The sequence below is a fragment of the Lyngbya aestuarii BL J genome (assembly GCF_000478195.2).
GTDB classification, from domain to species: Bacteria; Cyanobacteriota; Cyanobacteriia; order Cyanobacteriales; family Microcoleaceae; genus Capilliphycus; species Capilliphycus aestuarii.
The window spans coordinates 1-25,627 of the sequence record NZ_AUZM01000079.1 but is presented as its reverse complement, the minus strand read 5'-3'; the positions used below and the strand labels follow the sequence as shown (position 1 = coordinate 25,627).

Annotated in this window: 20 protein-coding genes; 15 read left to right on the top strand and 5 right to left on the bottom strand. The window is 41.5% G+C overall.

Annotated features, from left to right (window positions below; genetic code table 11):
- A partial coding sequence (locus tag M595_RS23140) for a cadherin-like domain-containing protein (RefSeq protein WP_023068928.1) occupies positions 1-1,969 on the top strand: 1,969 nt, incomplete at its 5' end.
- 91 nt (positions 1,970-2,060) lie between these two features.
- Here the strand turns inward: M595_RS23140 and glgX are convergent.
- Positions 2,061-4,184 (bottom strand): glycogen debranching protein GlgX, encoded by a 2,124-nt coding sequence (glgX, locus tag M595_RS23135; RefSeq protein WP_023068935.1) that lies wholly within the window; start codon positions 4,182-4,184, stop codon positions 2,061-2,063.
- Between the two features lie 157 nt (positions 4,185-4,341).
- On the bottom strand, positions 4,342-5,358 hold the full coding sequence (tilS, locus tag M595_RS23130) for a tRNA lysidine(34) synthetase TilS (protein ID WP_023068934.1): 1,017 nt from the start codon (positions 5,356-5,358) through the stop codon (positions 4,342-4,344).
- 139 nt (positions 5,359-5,497) lie between these two features.
- Here tilS and M595_RS23125 point away from each other — a divergent pair, with 139 nt between their 5' ends.
- From M595_RS23125 to M595_RS23075, 10 genes are all read left to right on the top strand, one after another.
- A complete protein-coding gene (locus M595_RS23125) occupies positions 5,498-5,932 on the top strand; it encodes an SRPBCC domain-containing protein (RefSeq protein ID WP_023068925.1) in 435 nt (144 codons plus the stop codon).
- A 494-nt stretch (positions 5,933-6,426) separates the two neighbouring features.
- On the top strand, positions 6,427-7,719 hold the full coding sequence (locus tag M595_RS31920) for a glycosyltransferase family 4 protein (RefSeq protein ID WP_023068923.1): 1,293 nt from the start codon (positions 6,427-6,429) through the stop codon (positions 7,717-7,719).
- Positions 7,720-7,736: 17 nt separating this feature from the next.
- Positions 7,737-9,383 carry a glycerol-3-phosphate dehydrogenase/oxidase gene (locus M595_RS23110; RefSeq protein WP_023068931.1) on the top strand — a complete coding sequence of 549 codons (1,647 nt, stop codon included), beginning with the start codon at positions 7,737-7,739 and terminating at the stop codon, positions 9,381-9,383.
- Positions 9,384-9,406: 23 nt separating this feature from the next.
- Entirely contained in the window at positions 9,407-9,946 is a 540-nt protein-coding gene (locus M595_RS23105) for a metal-dependent hydrolase (RefSeq protein ID WP_023068921.1), read from the top strand.
- Positions 9,947-10,015: 69 nt separating this feature from the next.
- Positions 10,016-10,861 (top strand): hypothetical protein, encoded by an 846-nt coding sequence (locus tag M595_RS23100; protein ID WP_040484546.1) that lies wholly within the window; start codon positions 10,016-10,018, stop codon positions 10,859-10,861.
- Between the two features lie 47 nt (positions 10,862-10,908).
- Positions 10,909-11,631 (top strand): class I SAM-dependent methyltransferase, encoded by a 723-nt coding sequence (locus M595_RS23095; protein WP_023068924.1) that lies wholly within the window; start codon positions 10,909-10,911, stop codon positions 11,629-11,631.
- A gap of 45 nt (positions 11,632-11,676) precedes the next feature.
- The gene (locus M595_RS23090; RefSeq protein WP_023068933.1) at positions 11,677-12,708 is read left to right on the top strand and encodes an NAD-dependent epimerase/dehydratase family protein; all 1,032 of its coding nucleotides are present in this window, start codon (positions 11,677-11,679) and stop codon (positions 12,706-12,708) included.
- A gap of 34 nt (positions 12,709-12,742) precedes the next feature.
- A complete protein-coding gene (locus M595_RS23085) occupies positions 12,743-13,516 on the top strand; it encodes an acyltransferase (RefSeq protein ID WP_023068919.1) in 774 nt (257 codons plus the stop codon).
- A 144-nt stretch (positions 13,517-13,660) separates the two neighbouring features.
- Complete coding sequence (locus M595_RS23080) at positions 13,661-14,803, top strand: polysaccharide deacetylase family protein (protein ID WP_023068926.1); 1,143 nt, start codon at positions 13,661-13,663, stop codon at positions 14,801-14,803.
- A gap of 115 nt (positions 14,804-14,918) precedes the next feature.
- Positions 14,919-15,962, top strand: a complete 1,044-nt coding sequence (locus M595_RS23075) for a glycosyltransferase family 2 protein (RefSeq protein ID WP_023068930.1) — start codon at positions 14,919-14,921, stop codon at positions 15,960-15,962.
- Between the two features lie 254 nt (positions 15,963-16,216).
- Here the strand turns inward: M595_RS23075 and M595_RS23070 are convergent, their stop codons facing one another.
- On the bottom strand, positions 16,217-17,620 hold the full coding sequence (locus M595_RS23070) for a flippase (RefSeq protein ID WP_023068920.1): 1,404 nt from the start codon (positions 17,618-17,620) through the stop codon (positions 16,217-16,219).
- 869 nt (positions 17,621-18,489) lie between these two features.
- Here M595_RS23070 and M595_RS23065 point away from each other — a divergent pair.
- Positions 18,490-19,545, top strand: coding sequence for a glycosyltransferase family 2 protein (locus tag M595_RS23065; RefSeq protein ID WP_023068932.1), 1,056 nt, complete (start codon positions 18,490-18,492; stop codon positions 19,543-19,545).
- 147 nt (positions 19,546-19,692) lie between these two features.
- A complete protein-coding gene (locus M595_RS23060; RefSeq protein ID WP_023068918.1) occupies positions 19,693-21,171 on the top strand; it encodes a rhamnogalacturonan lyase family protein in 1,479 nt (492 codons plus the stop codon).
- A 134-nt stretch (positions 21,172-21,305) separates the two neighbouring features.
- Here M595_RS23060 and groL read toward each other — a convergent pair whose 3' ends face one another.
- The gene (gene groL, locus M595_RS23055) at positions 21,306-22,937 is read right to left on the bottom strand and encodes a chaperonin GroEL (RefSeq protein ID WP_023068927.1); all 1,632 of its coding nucleotides are present in this window, start codon (positions 22,935-22,937) and stop codon (positions 21,306-21,308) included.
- 94 nt (positions 22,938-23,031) lie between these two features.
- Positions 23,032-23,343 (bottom strand): co-chaperone GroES, encoded by a 312-nt coding sequence (groES, locus tag M595_RS23050; protein WP_009787538.1) that lies wholly within the window; start codon positions 23,341-23,343, stop codon positions 23,032-23,034.
- 304 nt (positions 23,344-23,647) lie between these two features.
- Here groES and M595_RS23045 point away from each other — a divergent pair, with 304 nt between their 5' ends.
- Both M595_RS23045 and M595_RS23040 read left to right on the top strand, forming a co-directional pair.
- Complete coding sequence (locus tag M595_RS23045) at positions 23,648-24,199, top strand: (2Fe-2S) ferredoxin domain-containing protein (protein WP_023068917.1); 552 nt, start codon at positions 23,648-23,650, stop codon at positions 24,197-24,199.
- Positions 24,200-24,473: 274 nt separating this feature from the next.
- A complete protein-coding gene (locus tag M595_RS23040) occupies positions 24,474-25,121 on the top strand; it encodes a response regulator transcription factor (RefSeq protein WP_023068929.1) in 648 nt (215 codons plus the stop codon).
- Positions 25,122-25,627: the final 506 nt, after the last annotated feature.

Below are 25,627 nucleotides of genomic sequence, written 5' to 3'. Positions count from 1 at the left end.
CGGTGATAGTCTCAACGTCAGTATGGTTGATGGTACAAACACCAAAGGTGAAGTTAGCATCAACAACGACGGTACAATCAGCTATAACCCCAACGGTCAATTTGACGCTCTCGAAGCAAATGAAACCGCAACAGATAGTTTCAGCTATACGATTAACGATGGTCAAGGGGGAACCGACACAGCTACCGTTAACCTGACTATCAACGGAGTCAGTGCAACCACTCAACCTCCCGACAACAATTCCAACTCTGTTCGGATTGAAGCTGAAAATGCAACAACATTAACGAATTACACTATCCAACAACCTCTTGGGGACTTTGCTTCTGGAGATCAATTCATTCGACTAAGCGAGTTAACTGGAGAGGCAGAATTTGTCCTCGATAATCTTGAATCCGGTAAGTATGAAGTTAAAGTTGGCTTCTACGATGAAAATGATGGAGAAGCGCAACTATCTGTTAAATTGGGAGACACCGTTTTAGATACATGGACACTTGACCAAGATCTAGGTGCGAGTCAACCCAACGCCACAAGTTTTGTAGAACGAACAGTTTCAACTGACTTAAATATCACAGCCGGAGATCAATTGTCGATTAATGGAACTGCGAATTTAGGAGAACTTGCAGCCATTGATTATCTGGAATTTACTCCAGTCGAAGCTTTACCAGAACCGGAACCCACACCCGGACAAAGCCAAAGTTATGCGAACGCGGAACAAGGTATCTTTGCCAACCTTGAAGAAGGAGTGGGTTTTGTTCCAGACAAAGCGCTCGATAAACCTTTAAAAATCATGCCTTTGGGTGACTCTATTACCCAAGGGGTAGACGGAAAAGATGGAAAACCCGGAGTCACACCGATAGCCGAACAAGGAGGCTACCGTACTCTACTGTTCAACAAGCTGCAAAATTTGGGTGTAGATGTTGATTTTGTCGGTTCTAAATCCAACGGGCCGGCGGAATTGGGCGATACCGACAATCAAGGACATCCCGGATGGAACACCGTTCAGCTACGCCTGGGATCTGATAGAGGTGGCTTCACAAAAGAGACCAGTGGAGTGCGAGTTTGGCTCCCAGAAAATCCTGCCGATGTGGTGTTACTAATGGCTGGAACCAATGATACCAGTAGCAGCAAAGATAACAGTGCCAAAATCTATGACAATGCCAGAAAGTTAGTCGATGAGATTAACGACCTCACAGATAATGACCCCAGTTATAACAACGGTGAAGGTGCGAAATTAATCTTGGCAACGATTCCTCCAATTAACTCCGACCGACAAACTTCCATTCGTGCTGACAATGCTCAACAGTTCAATCAACTGATTCGGGAAAATGTTGTGGGTCATCCCAGTTATAATCCCGATGACGATTTGAGCGATCTCGAAGTTGATGGTTTGGTTGATATCGAAAGCATCTTAACCTTAGACGATTTAGCCGACCCAGCAACCACTGGAGATAACGGTCTGCACCCCTCTCAAGCGGGTTACGATAAGATGGCGAAAGCCTGGTTTGAAGGATTGCTAGATTCTCAGGGTAGCCGCGATGACCTCAGCCAAATCAATGATCTCATCGGATCAAACTTTGATGATGTTCTGGCTGGAAACGCTGCTAACAACCGCATTCAGGGTGGTAATGGTAACGATAAATTGACGGGTAAAGGTGGCGGAGATACTTTCGTTTACCAGCAACCCACAGAAGGTAGTGACATCATTACAGACTTTGATGCAACAGAAGGCGACCAGTTCGAGGTTTCTGCATCTGGCTTTGGCGGTGGCTTAACGGTTGGAACACTAGCCTCAGATCAGTTTGTTCTCGGAACTTTAGCAACCGATAGTAACGATCGCTTCTTGTATGATACGGCAAGCGGCAATTTGTTCTTTGATGTTGATGGTATCGGTTCTCAGACTTCTACATTGTTAGCGACTCTTGATGGAAATCCCACTCTCAGCGCTAATGAATTCTCTATTGTTGCCTAACTGAGAATCTAATTTTAATTCATAAATAAGTCGGGAGTAATCGCTCACTCCCGACTTTCTTTGATCTTGAGATCTTTAATGAATTAACCCTTTAACACCGTTGCAATACCACGACTGAACGTTCAGTAACAGGTACAGGTTTATCTTCTGTATAGAAAACCCAATCGGTGACAAAAGACGGCTCTTTCGTATCAATCACCACCCGCCATTTGCGATCGCGTACACCTTCGGGTAAATCAAACTCAATCATCTCATAGTGAGCATTAAAAAAGAGCATAAAACTCTCATCCATAACCCGCTCACCTTTATAGCCAACTTCAGGAATTTCTTGCCCATTGAGGAAAACAGCGATCGCTTTTGCAAACCCCATACTCCACTGTTCTTCTGTCATTTGACCACCATCTGAATTGTACCAGCCAATATCACTCACGGCTGATCCATGAATTGCCTGTCCTTGGAACCAACGGCGGCGACGAAACACCGGATGACGACGACGGAAATGAATCAATTGACGGGCAAAATCCAATAAATCTGCATTACTATTTTGCAAATTCCAATCCAACCAAGATAATTCATTATCCTGACAATAAGCATTATTATTTCCGTCTTGAGTACGTCCCAATTCATCGCCACTGACTAACATCGGCACCCCTTGAGATAACATGAGTGTTACTAAGAAATTCCGGCGTTGACGGTTGCGTAATGCCAAAATATCGGGGTCATCAGTTTCGCCTTCTTCCCCACAATTCCAAGAACGATTATGGCTTTCCCCGTCTTGGTTTTCCTCACAATTAGCTTCGTTATGTTTCTCGTTGTAACTGACTAAATCATTTAAGGTAAACCCATCGTGAGCGGTGATAAAATTAATACTAGCGTGAGGTTGACGGCCGTTACTTTCATACAAGTCTGAACTTCCGGTAAACCGATAGGCAAATTCAGCCAACAAACTATCTTCACCCCGCCAAAAGTCGCGAACAGTATCGCGATATTTTCCATTCCATTCTGACCACAATAACGGGAATTTTCCAACCTGATAACCGCCTTCTCCCACATCCCAAGGTTCAGCAATTAACTTCACATTAGATAACACCGGATCTTGGTGAATAATATTAAAAAATGCCGCCAAACTATTGACTTCATACAATTCTCGCGCTAACGCTGAAGCCAAGTCAAACCGGAAACCGTCAACGTGCATTTCTAGCACCCAATAGCGTAAGCTATCCATAATCAGCCTCAACACTTGCGGATGACAAACGTTGAGAGAGTTTCCGCATCCGGTAAAATCCATGTAGTAGCGGGGATCATCTTCGACCAAACGATAATAAACCGCATTATCAATCCCTCGTAATGATAACGTCGGCCCCATGTGGTTGCCTTCTCCTGTATGGTTATAAACGACGTCTAAAATGACTTCAATCCCACCCGCGTGCAGTGCTTTTACCATTTCCTTAAATTCTTGCACTTGTTGTCCAGGCGTTTTATCGGCACTGTAGGTTTGATGGGGGGCTAGATAAGCAATAGAATCATAACCCCAATAATTTTTCAAGCCGTTTTCAAGTAGATGTCCGGGTTGAGAGAGAAAATGATGCACAGGCATTAACTCAACTGCGGTAACGCCTAAAGACTGGAGATAGGCAATGGCTGCCGGATGTCCAAGTCCCCCGTAGGTTCCTCGAAGTTCGGGGGGAATGTCAGGATGCACCTTCGTAAATCCCTTGACGTGCATCTCATATATAATAGTGTCGTGTTCGGGAATGCGGAGAAGTTGATCGTTTTCCCAATCAAAGGTTTCATCAATGACAACGGCTTTGGGGACCAGATGAGCGTCATCGAGTTCAGAAAAGGATAAGTCTTGGTCTTCACCATCCCAACGATAGCCAAAGATTTCTTCTCCGTACTGAATTTCACTGTCTAAGGCTTTGGCATAGGGGTCAATGAGGAGTTTATTGGGATTAAAACGATGACCTTCTGCGGGCGAATAGGGGCCGTGTACGCGGAACCCGTAGCGTTGACCGGGGCTAATGCCGGGGATGTATCCGTGCCAGATAAAGTTTTTGACTTCGGTTAGCCAAAGTCGGGTTTCCTGGTCTTCACTATCAAATAAACAGAGTTCAACGGCGGTTGCATTTTCGCTGTAGAGTGCAAAGTTTGTTCCTTTACCATCCCAGACTGCGCCTAGAGGATAAGGTTGACCGGGCCAGACAGGTAAATACATACAAACACATCCTATTACAATTTGGGGTCGGAACAGCCCGAAGGCGAGACTAACCGGGAGTCAACGGCTTCGAGATTCTGTCCGGGCTGAGTCAGGTTTCAGCATGACCTTAGTATTAAAACAATATTAACGAAACAAAGTCCGGTCAGACGGTTAGTTAAAATCTTTCTATCCATTGATGATCTACTTTGGCGATCGCTCCTCCTGGAAATGGATCGGTTTGTGAACGGTTCGGGGCTGAGATTAATGCAGTGAGTTTCTCGATGTGTTCAAAACTGGGCGATGTGGGAAGAATTTGTTGCAGCCAACGACGCATAACTCGACGTTGCAACGCCAGTGGAGCTTGACGTAATATCAGGCGATTGATTTTTAAACCGCTAGATTCGGGTTCGGTTGAGACAGCTTGTTGATAAAGTTGTTCGGTGGTTTGTTCTAAGTAGTCTACTTCGGCTTGCAACAGTTCGGCGGTTTGGGCTAAAGCTTGTTCGGTTTGCGGGTTAAAATGAGTTTGTAAGTAGGGAATTAACTCTGTGCGAATACGGTTGCGAGCATAGCTTAAGTCTTCGTTGGTGCTGTCTTCCCAAATTTTTAACTGTTGATCTTGACAAAATTGACCCGTTTGCGATCGCAGAATTTCTAACATTGGTCGCACTAACCCAATATTATGATTAGTATTATTTACATTCGCTGCAATATCTATTGGACGTTTCCAGGTTAAAGCTTGTAACCCATCGGAGCCACTCCCCCGAATTAAATTATACAATAACGTTTCAGCACGATCGCTTTTGGTATGACCAGTCACAACATAGTCATAATTGTGAGTTAGAGCAATTTCAGACAACACTTGATAACGCCAGTGACGAGCATCGGCTTCAGTTTTTGGGATTTGTTGAGCCGTTTGACGGTAAAATGACAGTTGCCAAGATTGTGCGAGTTGTTCGATATAGTCAGCATTTGCACCTGAGTCAGAGCGCCAACGATGATCACAATGAGCAATTGCCAAGTCCCAACCCCATTTCGGCTGTAAGTCTAGGAGGAGTTTGATTAAACTCATCGAGTCTTGTCCACCGGATACCGCCACCAAAAGCCGTTGCTGTAAAGGTAAAAGTTGACGCACTTTTAAAGTTCGATGCAGTTGAGCATGGAGGGGTGTCCAGGAAGCAGAATTCATCATTGAATTGAGTAACAACTCTTGAAATTGAGGAAAAAGTCGGCGCAAAATCTTTGACAGAGAAAGGAGTCGCCGATAGTGGAGACAAAAATTACCAATTCTGGCTCAATTCTAGTTTACTCTTTCCTGATTTTAAATTAAAATGTCAACGCTCTATACAGAAATTGAAATTAATGCGTCTAAACAGCAAGTTTGGCGGGTGCTTGATCAGAAAGAAGAGTGGCGGAACTGGAATAGTTTTTTATTTGACCGTGATTCTAGTTTACCGTTTCAGGGGAATCAAATGGTACGGTTGTCGGTATGGCGCAGTCCCGCCGATCAAGATACAGAGTTTCAAGCCATTGTTAAAGTTGTACAACCGGGAGTGTGTTTAAGTTGGGTTTCTGAAATTCCCGGTTTTCGGGGAGAATATTGGTTTGAGTTGCAAGATATTGGAGTTAATCGGACAAAATATATTCATCGAGAAGAATTTTCGGGATGGTTATCGCGGATCTTTTTACCGTTTATTCGTGAAGATGAAAAGCGGGGAATGGAACGGATGGCGCGAGAGTTGAAACGATATATCGAAAAGTTTTAAGTTATGTAAAGTAGTCTCAGAGTAGAGATTTAATTTTTTTTGGAGTCAAGTAGATTATTAACTTTTAATAAGATGACTGGTGATGTCCGCATCTGAGAAAAATACAGGTTAGGAGTCTCTTTATTGATTGATCGGGTAGAGAAATTGCGTAGAGTTACGGATGGACAAACGACGCTAAAATACATTACCTTTACCGAAGCTTTACATAAATCCCTGTAATTTTCTCTAAGGTTTTACAGAACTACCCTTACTTTTTCGGAGTAGAGAGGATACTATTAAATATAGCAACGGCTAAGACATGATTGTTCAAAACAAGGGTGTTTTTTACTGGAATTTTCAATTCTCACACTTGATCCAATAGTATTATTGATTGACATCTCAAGCTTAATATATTGGTGAAGTAATGGCTGAGATATATTCCACAAAAACCCGATAAGTCGGATGAATTCTGCTCAAATTATTCTGCAATAACAATATATTTTAGAGGGATAATAATGGTACTCACTCGCGACATTAACTCAAAGCAAACCAGCGTTGTTAAGCATCAGATCAAAAGCTTTCGCCCAAATCAAAACCCAAATGAAAATGATGCTAACGGTTTAAATATCTTATTTTTAGCACCTCATCCTTTTTATCAAGATCGAGGAACCCCAATTGATGATTGTTTATTCTTAAGAGTTTTATCAGAAAAAAACTATAAAGTTGATGTTATCGCTTTTCCGGAAGGACGAGATATTGAACTCGACAATGTGACGATTCACAGAACACTAAAAGTTCCTTTTGTTGAAGGTGTTCGTCCCGGATTTTCGTGGAAGAAATTAGTCTACGACATCTTAATGGTTTTTAAGGTGATGCAGATGGTGTCAACCCGCAAATATGATCTCATTCAAGCCGTTGAAGAATCAGTTTTTATCGCCTTATTGATGAAGGTCATGTTAGGAATTCCCTATGTTTATGACATGGATTCCTCCATTGCTCAACAAATGGTCGAACAAATGCCTTGGCTCAAACCCTTAGCTGGAGTATTTAACTGGTTTGAGAAAATCGCCGTTCAAAATGCAAAATCAGTGCTTCCTGTCTGTCATGCAATTGCAGATGATATCGCTGATTACAAACCCGAAAATATTACCATACTTCCCGATATCTCGCTGTTAGAAGACTCCACTGATGAAGTCAACGAAGACATCCGCAAAGACCTGGGTATCCAAAATCAAGTCCTGATGTATGTGGGGAACTTAGAAGGATATCAAGGGATTGATTTGTTACTCGAAAGTTTTGCGCTCACCTTAAAATCTACCGATCAAGTAGACTTAGTAATTATTGGTGGAGATGAAGCGGGAATTGAAAAATATCAAGCCAAATCTGCTCAACTGGGAATTCAGCACAAAGTTCATTTTCTCGGTCAACGACCCGCTCAACACCTCAGTGCTTATCTTTCCCAAGCTGATATTTTAGTCTCTCCTCGGACGAAGGGTATTAATACCCCGATGAAAGTTTACTCCTACCTAGATAGTGGGAAAGCGGTTTTAGCAACTGACTTGTTAACTCATACCCAAGTTTTAACACCCGAAATCTCCAAGCTGGCTCAACCTGTACCCGAAGACTTTTCTCAGGCTATGATTGAGCTAATCAATAATCCTAGCTTGTGTTCACAACTCGGAAACGCTGGACAAGAAATGATTCAAGAGAAACACAGTTACAGTGCTTTTAGCAAAACAGTTAACGGTCTCTATCGTTGGTTACAGTGTGAAATATTTCCGACTCAAATTCAAGCTGGATTAGAATAAACAATCCATAAACAGTGATGAAAAGAAACCTTGCGACCTTAACCCAAAACATCTACGATGTCCTAATTATTGGTGGAGGAATTTACGGAGCAAGTGTCGCCTGGGAAGCCAGTTCACGGGGTTTAAGCGTTGCTTTAGTCGAACAATCTGACTTTGGTGGCGCTACCTCAGCCAACAGTTTAAAGACCATTCACGGGGGATTGCGATACCTACAAACTGCGGATTTGAAACGGATGCGAGAGTCCATTTCTGAACGCACAAATTTAATGGGAATCGCTCCCCATTTGGTTCATCCTCTCCCGGTTTTAATTCCCACCTACGGACATACAACGAAGGGAAAAGAAGCTCTTTCTATCGCCCTCAAACTCAATGATTTAGTTAGCTTTGATCGCAATCGACTCCCAGACAAACAAAAACATCTTCCCCAAGGTCGGGTCGTTTCTAAAACCGAATGTCAACAATTAATTCCCGGTTTAACGATTGAGGGATTAACGGGAGGAGCGGTTTTTCACGATGCTCAAGTCTACAATTCTGAACGACTAACTCTGGCTTTTTTACATTCGGCTGTGGAAGCGGGTGCAGAGATTTCTAACTATACCAAAGTTACCGGATTTTTACAACAGCAAAATCGAATTACTGGTGTAATAGCTACAGATGTTTTAACTGGGAATTCGGTTGAGATTAAGGCCAAAACTGTGATCAATACCAGTGGGCCTTGGGTTAATCATGTTTTAGGTTTAGTCAAACCGCAACCTCCTCAACATCAAATGCGTCTGGCACAAGCGATGAACCTGATTACTCGTCCTCTGTTTGATCATTATGCCGTCGGTTTACCCGGTGATGGACGCTTCTGGTTTGTCTCTCCCTGGCGAGGAAAATCAATGATTGGGACATGGCAAGGAATCGAGTCTCAAAACCCTGATGAATTTCAGATTTCAGAAGAATCTATTCAAGGGTTTATCAATCAAATTAACGAAGCTTATCCCCCCGCTCAACTGACCCGAGAAGATGTCTTATTTGTACATCAAGGCCAGCTTCCTTGCAAGGAAATCGACCCGAAAACAGGCGAACCTGTGATGCTTAAACAGTATCAAATTCGTGATTTTACCGCAGAAGGACTTCCCGGATTAATCTCGGTGGTTGGAGTGAAATATACAACCGCTCGTGATGTTGCTCAAAAAACCCTCGACCAAGTGTTTAAATCTTGGGGACAAAAATCACCTCCGTCTGTATCCGCAAATACTCCCCTTTACGGTGGACAAATTGCTGACTTTTCTGCCTTTTTACAAGGGGAAATCACAACGAAACAGTCAGAAGGATTTACAGCGGAGACGATTCGCAGCTTAGTCTACAACTACGGATCTGTTTATCAAGATGTGTTAGGCTATTTGAAGCAATTACCTCAACCCAGTTCATCAGATGATGCGGTTCTCAAGGCGCAAGTCTTGTATGCTGTTAATGATGAAATGGCACAAACGCTCAGTGATGTTGTGTTTCGGCGAACAGAACTGGGGAGTGCAGGTGAATTAGACGAGAATTCTGTACAGTTATGTGCGGAAATAATGGGTGATCTCTTGAGTTGGAGTTCGACTAAAATACAGCAAGAACTGCAACAAGTAAGAAATATTAGTAAGCATCATACTCCTGTTTTCTCTGGTGTTTAAAAAAAGCAGACTAAATTTGAATTATGCCTTCTCCTATCGCTCACGCTGTTTCTGGATACGTTTTATCTGAGATATTTCCCCTAAAGTCACGCTCAAGAAATCAAGAAAAGCGGTATCATTGGCATCGTTTTAGTGCAGTTTTTATTGCGATCGCGGCTGACTTTGATTTTATTCCGCAATTGCTGACGGGAGAACGATTTCATCGAGGGTTAACCCATACCCTAATTTTTGCAGTCGGTTTGAGTCTAATTATCGGTTTATTGGGACATTGGTTAGGAAAGTTATCCGCCCAAAAATTGATGGGGTGGATATTGATCCTGTATGGTACGCATTTACTCTTGGATATTTTTACCGCAGGTGGGTTAGGTGTACAACTGTTATCACCGTTTTCAGAGGTTTATATTCAATCTTCTTTACCCCTTTTTCCTCCCGTGCATCATTCGAGAGGATTATTTGATCTCAGGCATTTAATTTTCGTGGCTTGGGAGTTAGGTTACTCCGCAATCATTCTCACCGGATTATGGTTTTGGAAACAAACCCAATCTCAAAAATTTGTAGAGTAAAATAAAATAGAAGGGTAAAACCTGCGATCGCTAGCTCAACTTGAACATTTTGAATTGTCAGCCCTAATAATGATGACTTCCCTTTTAGCCAAATCTATTGATTCTGCTCATCCTTTAATTCTAGCAGATGCTCATGTTCATATTTATAACTGTTTTTCCCTTGAACAGTTTCTCAATTCAGCCTTTAATAATTTTCAAAAAACGGTTGCTAAACTTCCTCATCAAATCCCCTCTTATTCTCTTTTGTTTTTAACAGAAACGAGCGAAAATAATTGGTTTAAAACTTTAGTTGAATATGCAGAAAAACAACAAAAAGTTGAAGACTGGAACTTTTATAAAACATCAGAAACAGAATCCATTTACGCTGAAAATTCCCAAAGTCAAGGGATGTATTTAATTGCCGGACGTCAAATTATAACCTCAGAAAACTTAGAAGTTTTAGCCTTAATCACCGAGCAAACGTTTTCTGATGGTTCTCCCCTTCAAGATACCATTCAGACCGTGCGAGATGCAGGCGGTTTACCGATACTCCCGTGGGGATTTGGAAAATGGCTAGGACGACGAGGAAAAGTATTAAATAACCTATTAAATTCCGATGATTCTTCTCCCTTATTTCTAGGGGATAATGGCGGACGTCCTATATTTTGGCGACGACCCAGTTATTTCCAACTCGCAGAAGACAAAGGATTAAGAGTTTTACCCGGAAGTGATCCGCTTCCCATTGCATCCGAATCAACTCGACCCGGAAGTTTTGGATTTCAAGTTCGGGGTTCATTTAATAAACAAGAACCCGGAAAAAGTATGAAAGAAGTTTTACTCCGTCCTGAAACTGTATTGCATCCTTATGGATCTTTACAAACCCCTTGGAATTTTATTCGTAATCAAGTCACACTTCGCTATCAAAATCAAGAATAGAGGTGCGAATGTTCACAGAAGCTGAGTCAAATCATGAAAACAGAATCGTGAGTTCTGATTTTCCAGAAACCGCAGATATTGAAACCGCCTCACTAGGGTATGCTTCGCGGTTTTCAGGAGCAGTTGGAACTTGGATGCTGAATGTTCAAACCGAAGTCACCCTACAAATGCTGAAAGACTATCCCCAGGCGACTGTACTTGATGTCGGAGGCGGACATGGACAAATTACAGCTCCTTTGATTGCCAATGGTTATCAAGTCACGGTTTTAGGAAGTTCTGAGGTTTGTCGAGCCAGAATTCAGCATTGGCTAAACAGTAATCACTGTTGTTTTCAAGTGGGTAATGTTCTTGATTTACCCTACCCAGACAACACATTTGATGTGGTGATTAGTTATCGCTTTCTCGCTCATATTACCCAAGATAAAAAATTTTTAAGTGAACTCGCCAGAGTTGCTAAAAAAGCAGTCATTATCGACTATCCGACGGTTCAGAGTGTTAATGCGATTGCTCCCTATTTGTTTCAATTCAAGAAACGTTTTGAAGGGAATACACGCCGATTTATTTGTTACAAAGAAGCTGAACTTCAAGCTTATTTAAAAAGCCTCGGACTTCGACTGGCTGAACGCTATCCGCAATTTTTATTTCCGATGGTTTTACACCGAATGCTGAAGTCACCGAGTTTTTCCTCGACTTTAGAACAGTCTGTGCGATCGCTCAAATTAACCCATTTCTTCGGATCTCCTGTGATTGCAAAATTCACAAAAGGTTAAAATTGATTGACGACCTAAATTTTCATCCCATTCATTGAGGTTACAATGGAAGACTCTATCTATCAACTGCCCCCCGGTTCTCGTGCATTGGTCACAGGTGCAACAGGTTTCACCGGGTCGCTATTGGTGCGAAAGCTCGTCCAACAAGGGGTAGAAGTCGTGGCGATTGCTCGTCCGACTTCCAATTTAGAACCCTTTGAAGGACTCAATATTGAATGGCTTCGCGGCGATGTTTTTGATGAAAACTTAATTAACAAAGCGATCCAAGGGGTGAACTATATTTTCCACATGGTTACACCCTTTCGCGATCCTAAACTCAAAGATATTGGGTATTTTAATGTTCATGTGTTGAGTACCCAACTCTTAGCTAAAGCCGCCTTAAAAGAACCGAACTTTAAGCGATTTGTTCATGTTTCAACCATTGGCGTTCATGGTCATATTGAAAATCCCCCTGCTGATGAAACCTACCGCATGAAACCCGGTGATATTTATCAAGAAACAAAGGTTGAAGCTGAACTTTGGATTCGCGATTTTGCTCCCAAAGAAGGACTTTCTTTTACCGTTGTCCGACCGGCTGGAATTTACGGCCCAGGTGACAAACGACTGCTGAAAATTTTCCAGATGGTGAATAAGAAATGGGTGCCAGTCATTGGAGATGGGAGCAACCTTTATCACTTCATTCATGTGGATGATTTAACGAACTTTATGATTTGTGCGGCGACTCATCCCAAAGCAGAAGGAGAAGTGTTTATTTGTGGCAGTCCCGAGGCGATGACCTTTGAGAAAATGATTTCAATTATTGGGGATGTTTACGGTGTGAAAGCTCAATTTTTACGCCTTCCTGCTGCTCCCTTATTTGCTTTAGGCTATGTGTTTGAAATTCTTTGTAAACCTTTAGGAATTCAACCCCCAATTTACAGAAGACGAGTGGCATTTTACACCAAAGATCGTTCTTTTAATACCTCAAAAATGAGAAATATTTTAGGTTTTAATACCGCTCATTCTGATGTAGAGGGTATCAAAGAAACGGCTAAATGGTATGCCGATAAAGAATGGGTTTCATTAAAAAAAGCTTGATTTTAACTCACAAAAATAGGGAGCAGTCAGATTGATGGTCGCACCAGACGAAAGAATAAAAATATCCAAAGTTGCCTTAACAGAACAACTCAATCAAGAAAAGTCTTCGCTGTTAAAAAAATACCAACAAAAGGCGTTAGGAGATGAGCGATTTCTGCCTTTTTTACGCTATGAACTCGTAAATTTGTTGTTTGGAGATGTTTCGGGAACGTTGGGTTATGCGTTGAGAAAGTTAACCTATCCGAGCTTATTTAAACAAGTTGGAAAAGGAGCGATTTTTGGGAAGGGAATTGTTTTGCGTCATCCCGGAAAAATTACCCTTGGCGATCGCGTTGCGATCGATGACTATAGTATGATTGATGGCAGTGGCGGCGGAGATCAAGGCTTGATTTTAGGGAATGATGTGATGATTTCTAGAAATTGTGTCATTCAAGCTAAAACAGGGCCGTTAAAGATTGGAAATCGCGCAGATATTGGTTGTAGTACGATTATTTCTGCAATTTCTGGAATTAGCATCGGAGACTCGGTATTAATTGCTGGAAACTGTTATATCGGTGGTGGACGTTATATTTCTGACCGTTTAGACATTCCGTTAATGGATCAAGGTTTGTTTTCAAAAGGAACTGTTGAAATTGGCGATGATGTTTGGTTAGGCGCCGGTGCAACCGTCTTAGATGGTGTTAAAATCGGTAAAGGGTGTATTGTGGGAGCGGGTGCCGTTGTTACGAAGAATCTACCTGATTATTCTGTTGCTGTCGGAGTTCCGGCTAAAGTTGTTCAAAATCGTCAAGATACTGGTCGCAGTTGATACTTTCTGTGCAGAAAATACTGACAGAGAGAGACGGTTAAAATCACCAAATATTCGTTTTTAGTTTGGAGTAAGCTGAGTTGCAGTTTACTTCATTTTTGGCAAGCTTTTTACCCGATTTAGAATTGAAGGAGAGCAAATTGTATGGGATCAATTTTAGAAAAAGTTTCCAAAGGGTTTCGAGAAGTTCCCATTGAACTTGAACGTTTTTTAAAGAAAAAATATCCTGCTTTTGTGACGGATGGAAACTTAGATAAACTCCAGGATGAAGTTCCGGTCTTTATGTTTCATACCGTTAACTCAGCAACTCTCCAAAGCCAGTTAGAGTTTCTCAAAACCAATGGCTATCGGACGCTGAATTTAGAAACGTTTATGGCGTTTATCAAAGGAGAAATTACCCTTACAGAACCTTCTGTTTTGTTGACTTTTGATGATGGCGAAAAAAGTTGGTATGATGTTGCTTATCCCCTCCTCAAACGCTATGGGTTTAATGCAGTGGGTTTTGTTGTTCCTCACTATATTCAGGAAAAACCAAGTTCAGCCACTTCTGGAAAAACCTGGTTATCTTGGTCAGAATTACTCGAACTAGAGCAATCTGGAGTGATGGAAATAGAATCTCATAGCCATTACCATGCTCGGGTTTTCATTGAACCTAAATTGCTGGATTTTTATCATCCTGAGTTTCCAGATTCTTTAGGTTTAGACGTTCCTTGGATTGGAAATAACGGTTCTTATACCAATAAACTACAACTGGGAACTCCCATTTACAGCTATGCACCCAGATTAGAAGGTCATTCTCGTTTGATTGATAATCCTGAAGTCCGAGAAGCTTGTATTACTTGGGTAAAATCCCAAGGAGAAAGCGAGTTTTTTCAGCGATCCACTTGGAAAAAAGAATTAACCGACTATTATCACACTGTTCAAAAAACTTTATCTTCGGGTGAATATGAATCAGAATCACAAAAACGAGAGCAAATGTTAAGTGATTTAATTCAGTCTAAAACGGTATTATCAGAACGGTTGAATAAACCAATTCAGCACCTGTGTTATCCTTGGGGTATAGGTAGTAATGAAGCGATTACTCTCAGTCAAGAAGTTGGTTATATTACAAACTTTTGGGTAACTCTAGACCAGCGAAATAGTAATAAACCAGGTGATTCTCCCTTTTATATTCCCCGTCTCAAAGATGACTATCTCTTTCGACTTCCAGGTGTAGGACGGTATCCACTTTGGAAAATTTTCCAGGCGAAGTTACAGCGTCGAGCAAAGACTGTAGAAATCTACTAAACCCTTTTAAAAGTTTAATTCATTCTGACTGGAAACTATTGATAACCCAGTCTGAGAGCCTAGCGACTTTACATCAACTGAATCACATCTTTATCATTAATAATGGATTCAAATAATGAATAACCCTGAGATCAGCACAGAGAAAGTTACTGTTGGAATTATTAATTACAATGGTAAACTTCATTTAGCCGAAACAATTCAATCTATTCAAGCTTTAAATTATCCTGATGTTGAGATTATTATTGCTGATAATTTATCAACAGATGGGAGTCGGGAATGGTTAGAAGAACATTTTCCGGAAGTTTGCTGTCTTTATTTAGACTCTAACCGAGGGCCAGCTGGTGCAAGAAATGCCATTTTACAACAGGTTGAGACTAACTATATCCTGTTTCTAGATAATGATATAACCGTTGAAGCCGATACCTTAACTCGTTTGATGCAAGTGATCAAAACTGTACCTCGAACCGCAGTTTGTCATCCGGAAATTTGTGATCCGAATGATGAGTTTGTCTATCATTATAATGGGGGATGGATTCACTATTTAGGAGCTTATATTTCTCGGAATAATGATGTCGAAGAACGTCCAGAATATGAAATTTTTGATGCGGTTTCGGGTGCTGCTTTATTAGTTGAACGAGAGGCAGCTTTAGCAGTGGGGGGCTTTGATGAAGATTACTTTTTTAACTGGGAAGATGGGGATTTTGTTCTCCGACTAACTTTGGCTGGATATCTCTGCTTGAACGTTCCTCACGCAATTGTACACCACAAAGGCAAAGCTCGCGGAACTTCTAAAGCTTATTATATGGTTCGCAACCGTTGGTTTTTCATGCTCAAGCTTTATTCCTGGAAAACTTTAATTTTGATCGCACCCATGCTGTTTGTTTTTGAAATTTCCCAGGCTTTATTGCTATTGGTGAAAGGAAATTGGATAGATTATTGGAAAGCTAACTTAGAGGTAATTCAAACTCTCCCTAAAACTTTAGAAAAAAGACAAGCTTTTCAAAAACTGAAGTTGAAGCATGATCGAGATTGGTTACGCGCAGACAGTATCTATATTCCCAAAAGTATTATCAAATCAAACTCTCCAATTGCAAAATTAAATAATCTAGGAGTCAACTTGCTGAATGCTTATTGGCGAGTCATTTGTCCTCTGTGCTGATCCGCTGAGTACATTATAATTGATAGACACAAATACCCGTTTTTATTTGAGTGTTCAGAGATACAATGTTCTTCAATGTCTATCATTAAAATTTTGTGAACTAATAGTTATTACAACTAGACAATCATTGTGAAAAAGTTGGGGTATCATCAACCACAAAATAGTTAGATGTTACCCCAATTTTTTGGATAAAAATGATAAAAAGTACAAAAAGAGAATCCTGATATTTTAACAGGAATCTCACATCAGAGTTGCTATGATACAGTGGGTTCTAGAAAGTTTTTGTAACGCATCCGAAATAGTAAAATAGCGATACAGGGTATCATTACTCCCAAACCAATCACTGGAGTTAACCCATACAAAATCAGAGAAGGAATAGCCGTCACCACTGAACTCACAATTGTAATCAAGCCAATATTTTGACTGGCGCGACTATATCCAATTTGAGCGAGAACTCTCAGGCTTAAAATCGCGAGTATACATTCACTGCACAAAGTCGCAATTGCAGCACCCATTGAGGCGAAATTGGGAATCAGGAGAGCATTAATCACGACATTGGTAGAAGCCGCAGCCATTAGAATTCGAGGCAACTTCTTCTCTCGTCCAGTCGCTTGGAGAAACTGATCGGCTACATTTCCAAACATTTTAATTCCTAAACTAGGTAGCAGAATAGACAAGGATTTAACGGATTGAGAAAATTCTTCTCCGTAGAGGATATTAACCAAATGAGTTTGTATTAATCCCGCAACTACAATTGAAGGAATAACAGCCAAAAGTAATAAACGAGTGGCTTTATAAATTTGTTCGGGGAGTTTTTCGGGTTCACTGGTTTGATATCGAGCAAAACGAGTGAAAATCACATAAAAAATGACTCTAGGGAGAGCCGAAAACATTTCTAAAATCCGATAGGATGCACTATAAAAGCCTGTTTCTTCTCCGGTAGACAGAGATTTGAGCATCACCACATCAACCTGATAATACAGAATCCATAATACCCCAGACAAAGCAAAAGGATAGGCAATTTTTAGAGTATTGATTAGTTTTTGCCGACTGATAAGAGATGAGATTTTAACCTGACGACTCAGATAATAAAGTAGTCCGATTGCATTAACTGCCCGCACAATTACAACTGTAGCAATAACTAATATGAGGTTCTTAGTTTGAAATAAAACTACCGTGGCAATGGCGACAACCGCTAATCGTTCAATCGCAACTGCGACACTTTCAGTCCGAAACCATCCTAAGCCTTTAATGGTACTTCGGAGTGTCATAATTGCGGCGCGACACACTTCTGAAAAAACCGCTAAGTAGCAAACAATTAGAGTTTCACCTGTGTAACCTAATATGAGAGCAAGGGGTAATAGAATAATCACAACCCCTAAAGAAGTTAATCCTTGGAGTACCAAAAATAGAACAGTTGATTGAGGAGCTTCGTCAGGATGAGCTGCAACTTCTCGGTTGATTAAGGTGGGCAGTCCAAACTGAATGAACAGAGATAATATTGCCGCTAAAGCGATTGCGGCGGCAAAAATCCCGTATTGTTCTGGCCCTAAAACCCGAGCAATTGTAATATAGAAAACAAATGTCAGAGCGAGAGTTGCCTCTCCTAATAGGGCATAGAGATAAGACAAATCTAAGCGAGCCAGTAATTTTTTCATAGAGACAAACAAAAAGTCACAAAATCAAAGGTTGCAGCAAGATATCAGTCGCTTATGGCAGAAACATTAACGTGAGGACTCCCTCCGTATTTGAGTTTCATTCTTAACGATTAGAGACTGTCCGTTTATCTTCCCTTCTTATAGTTTAAGTTGATATTTTCTATTGTCAAAGTATTTTTTCTGTCCATTTTCGTAAACAAGAGATGATCTAACCGGATTTTTGAGTCTTTTTTATTATTGCGACCGTTTAATTTTGGCTCAATTGTAACAATTTTAATTATATTTCAATCATTAATTTTAATTTTCAATCGCTTAATTTTAACGGTAAACTTAAAGGTTAGTCTATGAGATAACGATGCTAACCTAACAATAAGCAACAGAGTTTCTAATACTCGCTATAGCAGTTTTATCAAAATTTAATCATTTATATTCCTCTGAACACTTAACCCCAAGTTTAGATCCGACATCATTGCAGACTTCAAGAGATAATCCTATCCTGGCTTCGATCCATTCTCAACACAACCGACTCATCAGGCTGAATATAAATTTTTTAGTCGCCTATGAAGCCAAAAGAATCAATAGGTGCTAGTATTATAGAATTGAGAGTGTATCTATAATCCGGTTAAAAGCATCGTAAATAAGTCGTTTGAAGCCTAAACTTTTGGACTTCAAGTTCCATACCCTATCTCAAAATGTGGCTTAGTCTCTATCTCTTAGTCTCTGCATCTTAAGTGTTTAATATCAACTCGCTAAATATCTCTAAAGCTTAATTAAAAATTCATAAAGTTGTCAAAAACTTGTCAAAAATTTTGAGTTTAGAGATATTCCGGGTTGTGTGCAATCTACCCACATTATTTAGGAGAAGAACAATGTCTTTAAAACAAATCGTTCAATCAGATGAAGCAACTCAAACCCTTTTATCTTTAGAAAAACCTAAAATTACCGTTGCAGTCGTCACTTACAACGGCATTAATGTCATTAAAAACTGTTTAGACTCGTTACTGAATCAAACTTATAAACCGACTCAGATTCTTGTTGTTGATAATGCTTCTACGGATAACACACCGGACTGGATAGAAGATCATTACTCACAAATTAAAGTTATTCGTTTAGACTCAAATTGTGGCCCAAATCCAGCTAGAAATCAAGGAATTATCAATACACCCGATGATCATTTAACCCTACTGGTTGATGATGATGCTATCCTTGCCGAAAACTGTTTAAGCGAATTAGTTGAAGCGTATCAGCGTTATCCTGAAGCCGCCATTTGGGCGCCGCGTTTAGTTTATCATGATCGACGAAATACCATTCAACATGAGGGAGTCTTCATTCATTATACAGGTGAAGCTGTTTTACTCAATAGCGATAAACCCTTGGGTCAAGGTGTAAAAGATATTACACAAGTTCATTCAATTTCTGGAACGTGTTTGTTAGTTTCTAAGCCAGCCGCAGAAAAAATCGGCTTATTTGATGAAGACTATTTCTTTGGACGGACAGACGGAGAATTTAGCTTCAGACTGACAATATCAGGTTATAAACTCTACACTGTTCCGAATGCAATTTGCTATCATCGAGTCAAAAAACGGGGTCTTTCTAAACTTTTTTATCAAGTTAGAAATCGTTGGTATTTCATCCTGACAATCTATTCATTCCGCACATTAATCCTTTTGGCTCCGGCTTTACTTGCTTATGAAATCTCTCTGATTGTGTATTTGCTGTTAAAAGGCAAGATCATCCCTTATTTACAAGGCATTTTAGCTGTCATTGTATCTGTGCCTAAACTTTTGAAAAAACGCAAGTTTATTCAATCTCTCAAAACTGTTTCAGATCGAAATTTACTTCAAGAACAACCGATGTATATGAGAGATGATTTGCTAAAAAGTAAAACCCAGACTTTCTTAAAATCTAAGCTCGATCAGATTTAAAAGATATACTGGAAACTGGTCTATCCTCTGATTTGATCAATTTTTGGATTAACTGATAGTCCATTGACGAGGAGATTATTAGAAAGATTTGTTAGGATAGGAGCAGAACTCTAACCCTCTTAAAGTTTAACTTAGGCTTATTTAAAGATGAATTCCTTTTTCAACCGCTTAATCCGCAATCAAAAACCCTTTCTAAACTCTCCTCTGGGCTTATGTCTGTTACTAGCGAGTCTCAGTTGGGGATGTGTAGAACGTTCCTCTAGCCAAGCTGTTAACCCCTCTAACTCGAACTCAAATCCTCAAAAAATCAACCTCGATTTACCTCCGTTGAAAGAGGGTAAAGGAGGATTAATTGTTGCAGATGTCAACAATGACCAGCAAAAAGATTTTCTCGTCACTCACCCTAATGCAATCGCTGTTTACGATCATTCTGGAAAAAAACTTTGGGTCAAATCTGTCAATTTACAACTGACGAATAAATCTGAAAGCCAAGGTTTACCCGGTTTACACGCTCCTGGTATTCAAGCCGGAGATATTAATGGAGACGATAAAACCGAAGTTTTGTTTCTGTCTTCCGATCATAAATTACATATTGTAGAAGGAAAAAACGGAAAAACAATCCGAGAAATTCAACTCAAATCTCCCGATGGAAGCAAAGGTTGGGAACATTTAGTGATTGCCAATTTTCGAGGAAAAGGCGATCGCGATCTGTTACTTCAAACCACCAACGCCAACGGATACCGGGTCGGGCGCTATATCGCCGCCTACAGTGTCGATGATTTGTTGAAAGCGGACAATCCCCAACCCCTTTGGGAGCGGGATGATTTTAAGGCTAACGCTCACAACGGCGTCCGAGTTGCGGACTTAAACGGCGACAATTTGGATGAAGTTTTGGGTGCAAAAATCGTTTCTCCCGAGGGAGAAATCCTGATAGAAATTCCCCGAAAAGGTCATATTGATTCCTTGTTTGTCGCGGATGTTCGCCCGGATATTCCCGGCTTGGAAGTCGTGGTTTTGGAAGAGGGCGGCGAAAAGAAAGAGGACTCCAAAAATTCTGCGGGGGGACTCAAACGCAACCGAGTTTTTCTTTATAATACCGAAAAAATTATTTGGGAAACTCACTACAAAAACTGGGAACCTCAAAATGCAGCCGTTGGAGATTTTGATCCCAACCGTCCAGGTTTAGAAATTTGGTCTCGCAGCCGTTTTAGTACCGATCAAAAACCTTTTGTATTTGATGCGAAAGGAAAAGTGATTTCCAATTATACCCTGAATGAAACCAAACCGGAAGGCTGGACAAAAAAAGGCGTTGAAGTTATTTTTCCCATTGATTGGACGGGGGAAGATCGGCAGTTGGCGGTTGCCAAAGAGCGCCACACAAGCGGAAACGTGGGAATTTTTGATGCGATGACCGGAGAATTTGTCCTCGAGTTTCCCGAAAATGCCGATCGGCTTTATGTTGCGGATGTTAAGGGAGATTGGCGGGAAGAAATTATGGTGATCAACGGTAATAAACTGCACATTTACGAAAATACAGATCCCAATCCCAACCCAAATCGTTCCTCTTTGTGGACTCAAAATCATTATCGTCGGAGTAAAATGACTTGGAATTATTACAGTCCATAATAAAGTGTCGAAAAACAATTGTTACTAATAAAACAAACAAAAAAGGGCAGGTAAAAAACCTACCCCCTCAATTTTAGACAACTGCAACAGTGATGCAACAGTTATCTGAAAGTTAAAGCGAGAAATTAGAATTCTTAGTAATCGAAATCGCCGCCCATTCCAGCGCCCGCAGGTGCATTATCCTTCGGTTCAGGCTTGTCAACCACAATACATTCAGTGGTTAAGACCATACCCGCAATCGAAGCCGCGTTTTGCAGAGCCGAACGAGTGACTTTCGCCGGGTCAACAATACCTGCGTCAAACATATCGACGAACTCATTTGTTGCAGCGTTGTAACCCACATTGAAGTCTTTCTCTTTGACTCGTTCTGCGATCACAGCACCGTTCTCACCCGCGTTTTCAGCAATCCGCTTCAGAGGAGCAGACAACGCCCGAGAAACAATTAAAGCCCCTGTTAAAGCTTCACCAGACAAATCACCCTTTGCCCATTGTTCCACTTGAGGAGACAGGTGAGCCAAAGTTGTCCCACCACCGGGAACGATACCTTCTTCAACTGCGGCTTTAGTCGCATTAATCGCATCTTCTAAACGCAATTTGCGATCTTTCATTTCAGTTTCAGTCGCCGCACCAACTTTGATGACTGCGACACCACCACTGAGTTTAGCCAAGCGTTCTTGCAGTTTTTCTTTGTCGTAGGAAGACTCAGTTTCTTCCATTTGACGACGCAGTTGTTCACAACGGGCTTTCACCGAGGACTCATTACCTTCTGCAACGATGGTTGTATTGTCTTTGGTGATTGTGATGCGGCGAGCTTTACCGAGCATATCCAGCTTGGTACTGTCGAGTTTTAGACCTGCATCTTCGGTGATCACTTGACCACCCGTGAGAACAGCGATATCTTCGAGCATGGCTTTACGGCGATCGCCAAACCCAGGAGCCTTAACTGCGGCGACGTTCAGTACACCCCGTAAACGGTTAACGACTAAAGTTGCTAAAGCTTCTTTCTCGATGTCTTCAGCTAAAATCAGCAGAGGACGACCGGAACGAGCAACTTGTTCGAGAACGGGAACCAAGTCTTGAACCAGAGCAATTTTCTTGTCTGTTAGCAGGATAAATGGCTCATCTAGAACCGCTTCCATCCGCTCAGTATCAGTCGCGAAGTAAGGCGAGATGTAGCCTTTATCGAAGCGCATCCCTTCGGTGATTTCTAGTTCGGTGGTCATAGACTTCCCTTCTTCAAGAGAGATGACTCCTTCTTTACCCACCTTATCCATCGCTGAAGCGATCATTTGACCGACTTCTTCGTCGTTTCCAGCAGAGATGGTTCCGACTTGAGCAATAGACTTAGAATCTTCTACCGGACGAGCGTGTTCGGCGATCTTGTCTACAAGAAAAGCTATTGCTTTATCAATACCCCGCTTGAGTTCAATGGGGTTAGCGCCTGCGGCAACGTTGCGTAAGCCTTCTTTGACGATCGCATGGGCGAGAACGGTTGCTGTTGTGGTTCCGTCGCCTGCTGCGTCGTTGGTTTTAGAGGCGGCTTGACGAATTAAAGCAACGCCAGTATTCTCGACGTTATCTTCTAGTTCGATTTCTTTGGCAATGGTGACTCCATCATTGACGATTTGGGGGGCGCCAAATTTCTTTTCCAGAACGACGTTCCGACCTTTCGGCCCGAGGGTGACTGCCACGGACTCAGCCAGGATGTCCATGCCGCGTTCGAGAGCGCGACGAGCATTTTCGTTGTAAATTATACGTTTAGCCATAGTGGTGTTTCGGTTGTTTGCTGAACTTGTGGAGTTGGATTACAAAGCTGTCAAGAAACTTATAAGCAAGTCTGTCTGATTCAAGACTAGAGAACTAGCTGACAATTGCTAAGATGTCTTTTTCTGCTAAAAGTACGTATTCATCACCACCCAGCTTGATGTCGGTTCCGGCGTACTTAGAGTAGAGAACTTTGTCTCCGACTTTGACTTCCATTTCAGCACGAGAACCATCATCGTTGCGCTTTCCGGGGCCAGTGGCAACAATTTCACCGATTTGGGGCTTTTCTTTTGCCGTTTCGGGAAGTAAAATTCCTCCTGCGGTCTTTTCTTCAGATTCGCTGACTTTGACGAATACCCGCTCGCCCAAGGGTTTAACTGTGGATACATTTAAGGCTACAGCAGCCATACACTAACCTCCTTTGATAAAATTTAAAGTTCTAATTGTAAGAATGGTGTGAATGAACAACCCTGCAATGGCAAGATTAATTCATGTCCTTTCTGGGGAAAATAGAGAGTTAGCACTCTCGAGTCCTGAGTGCTAATTTAGCGAATTGACAAATCCAATTGCAACAGAGAGGTCAGTACGGGTTCCCGAACTTTTACGGGGGGGCTGGCAGGTGCGCGCTAACATAAACAAAGATTTAACCGCCTCAAAAGCGCGTTGCTCACGATGGAAATCAGAACTATCCCTCACCTGAAGCCCACTGACCATGACAGACCCCTCTACCTCCTCAAAATCTTCATCAATAGATTCCCCGAACGCGAAGACTCAAACCCTTTCCCCCTCAACTCCCACCCCAAGTTCTGCTGATGTTAAACCGCCCGCACCCTCGACAGCTTGCTCCACAGCTGTAAAAACTTTAGGACTCCAGCATATTAGCCGTCATGTCTTCCTTTGTGCTGACCAAACCCAACCCAATTGTTGCTCAAAACCAGCTAGCTTAGAAGCCTGGAACTACTTAAAAAAACGTTTAAAAGAATTAAAACTCGACCAACCTACACCCGAACGTCCGAATTGTATCTTTCGCACCAAGGCTAACTGTTTACGAGTCTGTTGTGAAGGGCCAATTTTAGTGGTTTACCCGGATGGCGTTTGGTATCGCGCCACGACTCCTGATGTGATTGAACGGATTATCCAAGAACATTTAATCGGTTCTCAGGTGGTTGAAGACTATGTATTTCTAACTCATCCCTTACCGGAGCCGCCGATTAGTCAAGCTTTACAAGGCTGTAATCAGGATGACAATGCCGCGTTCGAGTGAATTGGAATAGGCGGGTCGTCAAATTTTCCGATATGATCGGTATAAACCCTGTATAGACAGGTATATATTCTAACAAAAATTGTAACGTTATTTCGGAATTTACAGAGATTGCCCATCATTGTTGTTACCTCTTGCCATTGTAAGAATCAACTCAACTGCTTAGAACCTGATCGGTTGTGAAGCCCACAGTTAAACAGAGGTTAAGCCCGCTCCACTGTTCAACTGATGATGGCAATTGCAAATGTCGCGGGATTTCCCAAGGGAAAATTTCAAGATGACGGACATCAAAACTGGAGAACAAAAACAACTCATGCTTGTGGATGATGACCCGAATCTCGTCCTCCTGGTGAGGGACTATTTAGAGTTTCGGGGATATGAAGTAAGCACAGCGGAAAATGGACTCAAAGCACTAGAATTGCTAGAGTTACAGCTTCCTGATTTGATTATCTGCGATATTATGATGCCAGAAATGGATGGCTATTCTCTGGTGAAGGTTATTCGAGAAGATCCACGTACAGGCTGGATTCCGGTGTTGTTTTTATCGGCAAAGGGTCAAAGTCAAGATAAAGTCAAAGGTCTTAATACCGGAGCAGATGTTTATATTGTTAAACCCTTTGAACCCGAAGAATTAGTCGCTCAAGTTGAATCTTCTCTCAGACAAGCTTCGCGCTTAATTAAAATTAATAGCCGTCAGGCGGATGGACAACCCAGTATTCAAGCTCGTCCGGGAGTCGAGTTAACACCGACAGAAGTCAGAGTGGTACAACTGGTTGCTCAAGGATTGGCAAATCGGGAAGTTGCTAAAGCCATGAAGGTGAGTCAACGTACTATTGAAAGTCATGTCAGCAATATGTTGAACAAAACCGGACTTCACAATCGCACGGAGTTAGCACGTTGGGCGTTAGAAACTAAAAAGTTTTAGCGATCGCGCATCGAGTTTTAATGAGATCAACCTGTTTCCCGAAGCTGTATACTAGAGGAAAGTCATATTGTACTCATTATTTTATAAAGAAAGTCACAGATTACTCCGCCCTCCGGGTTCGGGGTCTGTCCGCTGCTGTGACCGTTGGTCAACTCTGCTAATGACTCTCCTATAGGGATGAATCCATTGTGGGGTTGATAGGAAAAAAAGTAGCTTGTATCGTTGGGGTACTCCCTCATCTGGGAGTTAGCCCTTCTCGCAGAGTTAGGTAAATGTGAGTCAGCGACTTCGGTGATGACGACGAGATTTAAACATCTCTATTGATGCCTCGGCTGGAATAACTGAGGTTGTTGTGTCTATTTCATACAACCGAGATCCAGAAGTGGAATAACAAATTGAGGAGATTTTTTCAAGTCTCTAAAGTAAATTTACTAAAATCTTAGATTGAGGAGGATTGATACACCTAAAGACTGGACTCAAAATCATCCGGGATCAAGGCAGAGTAG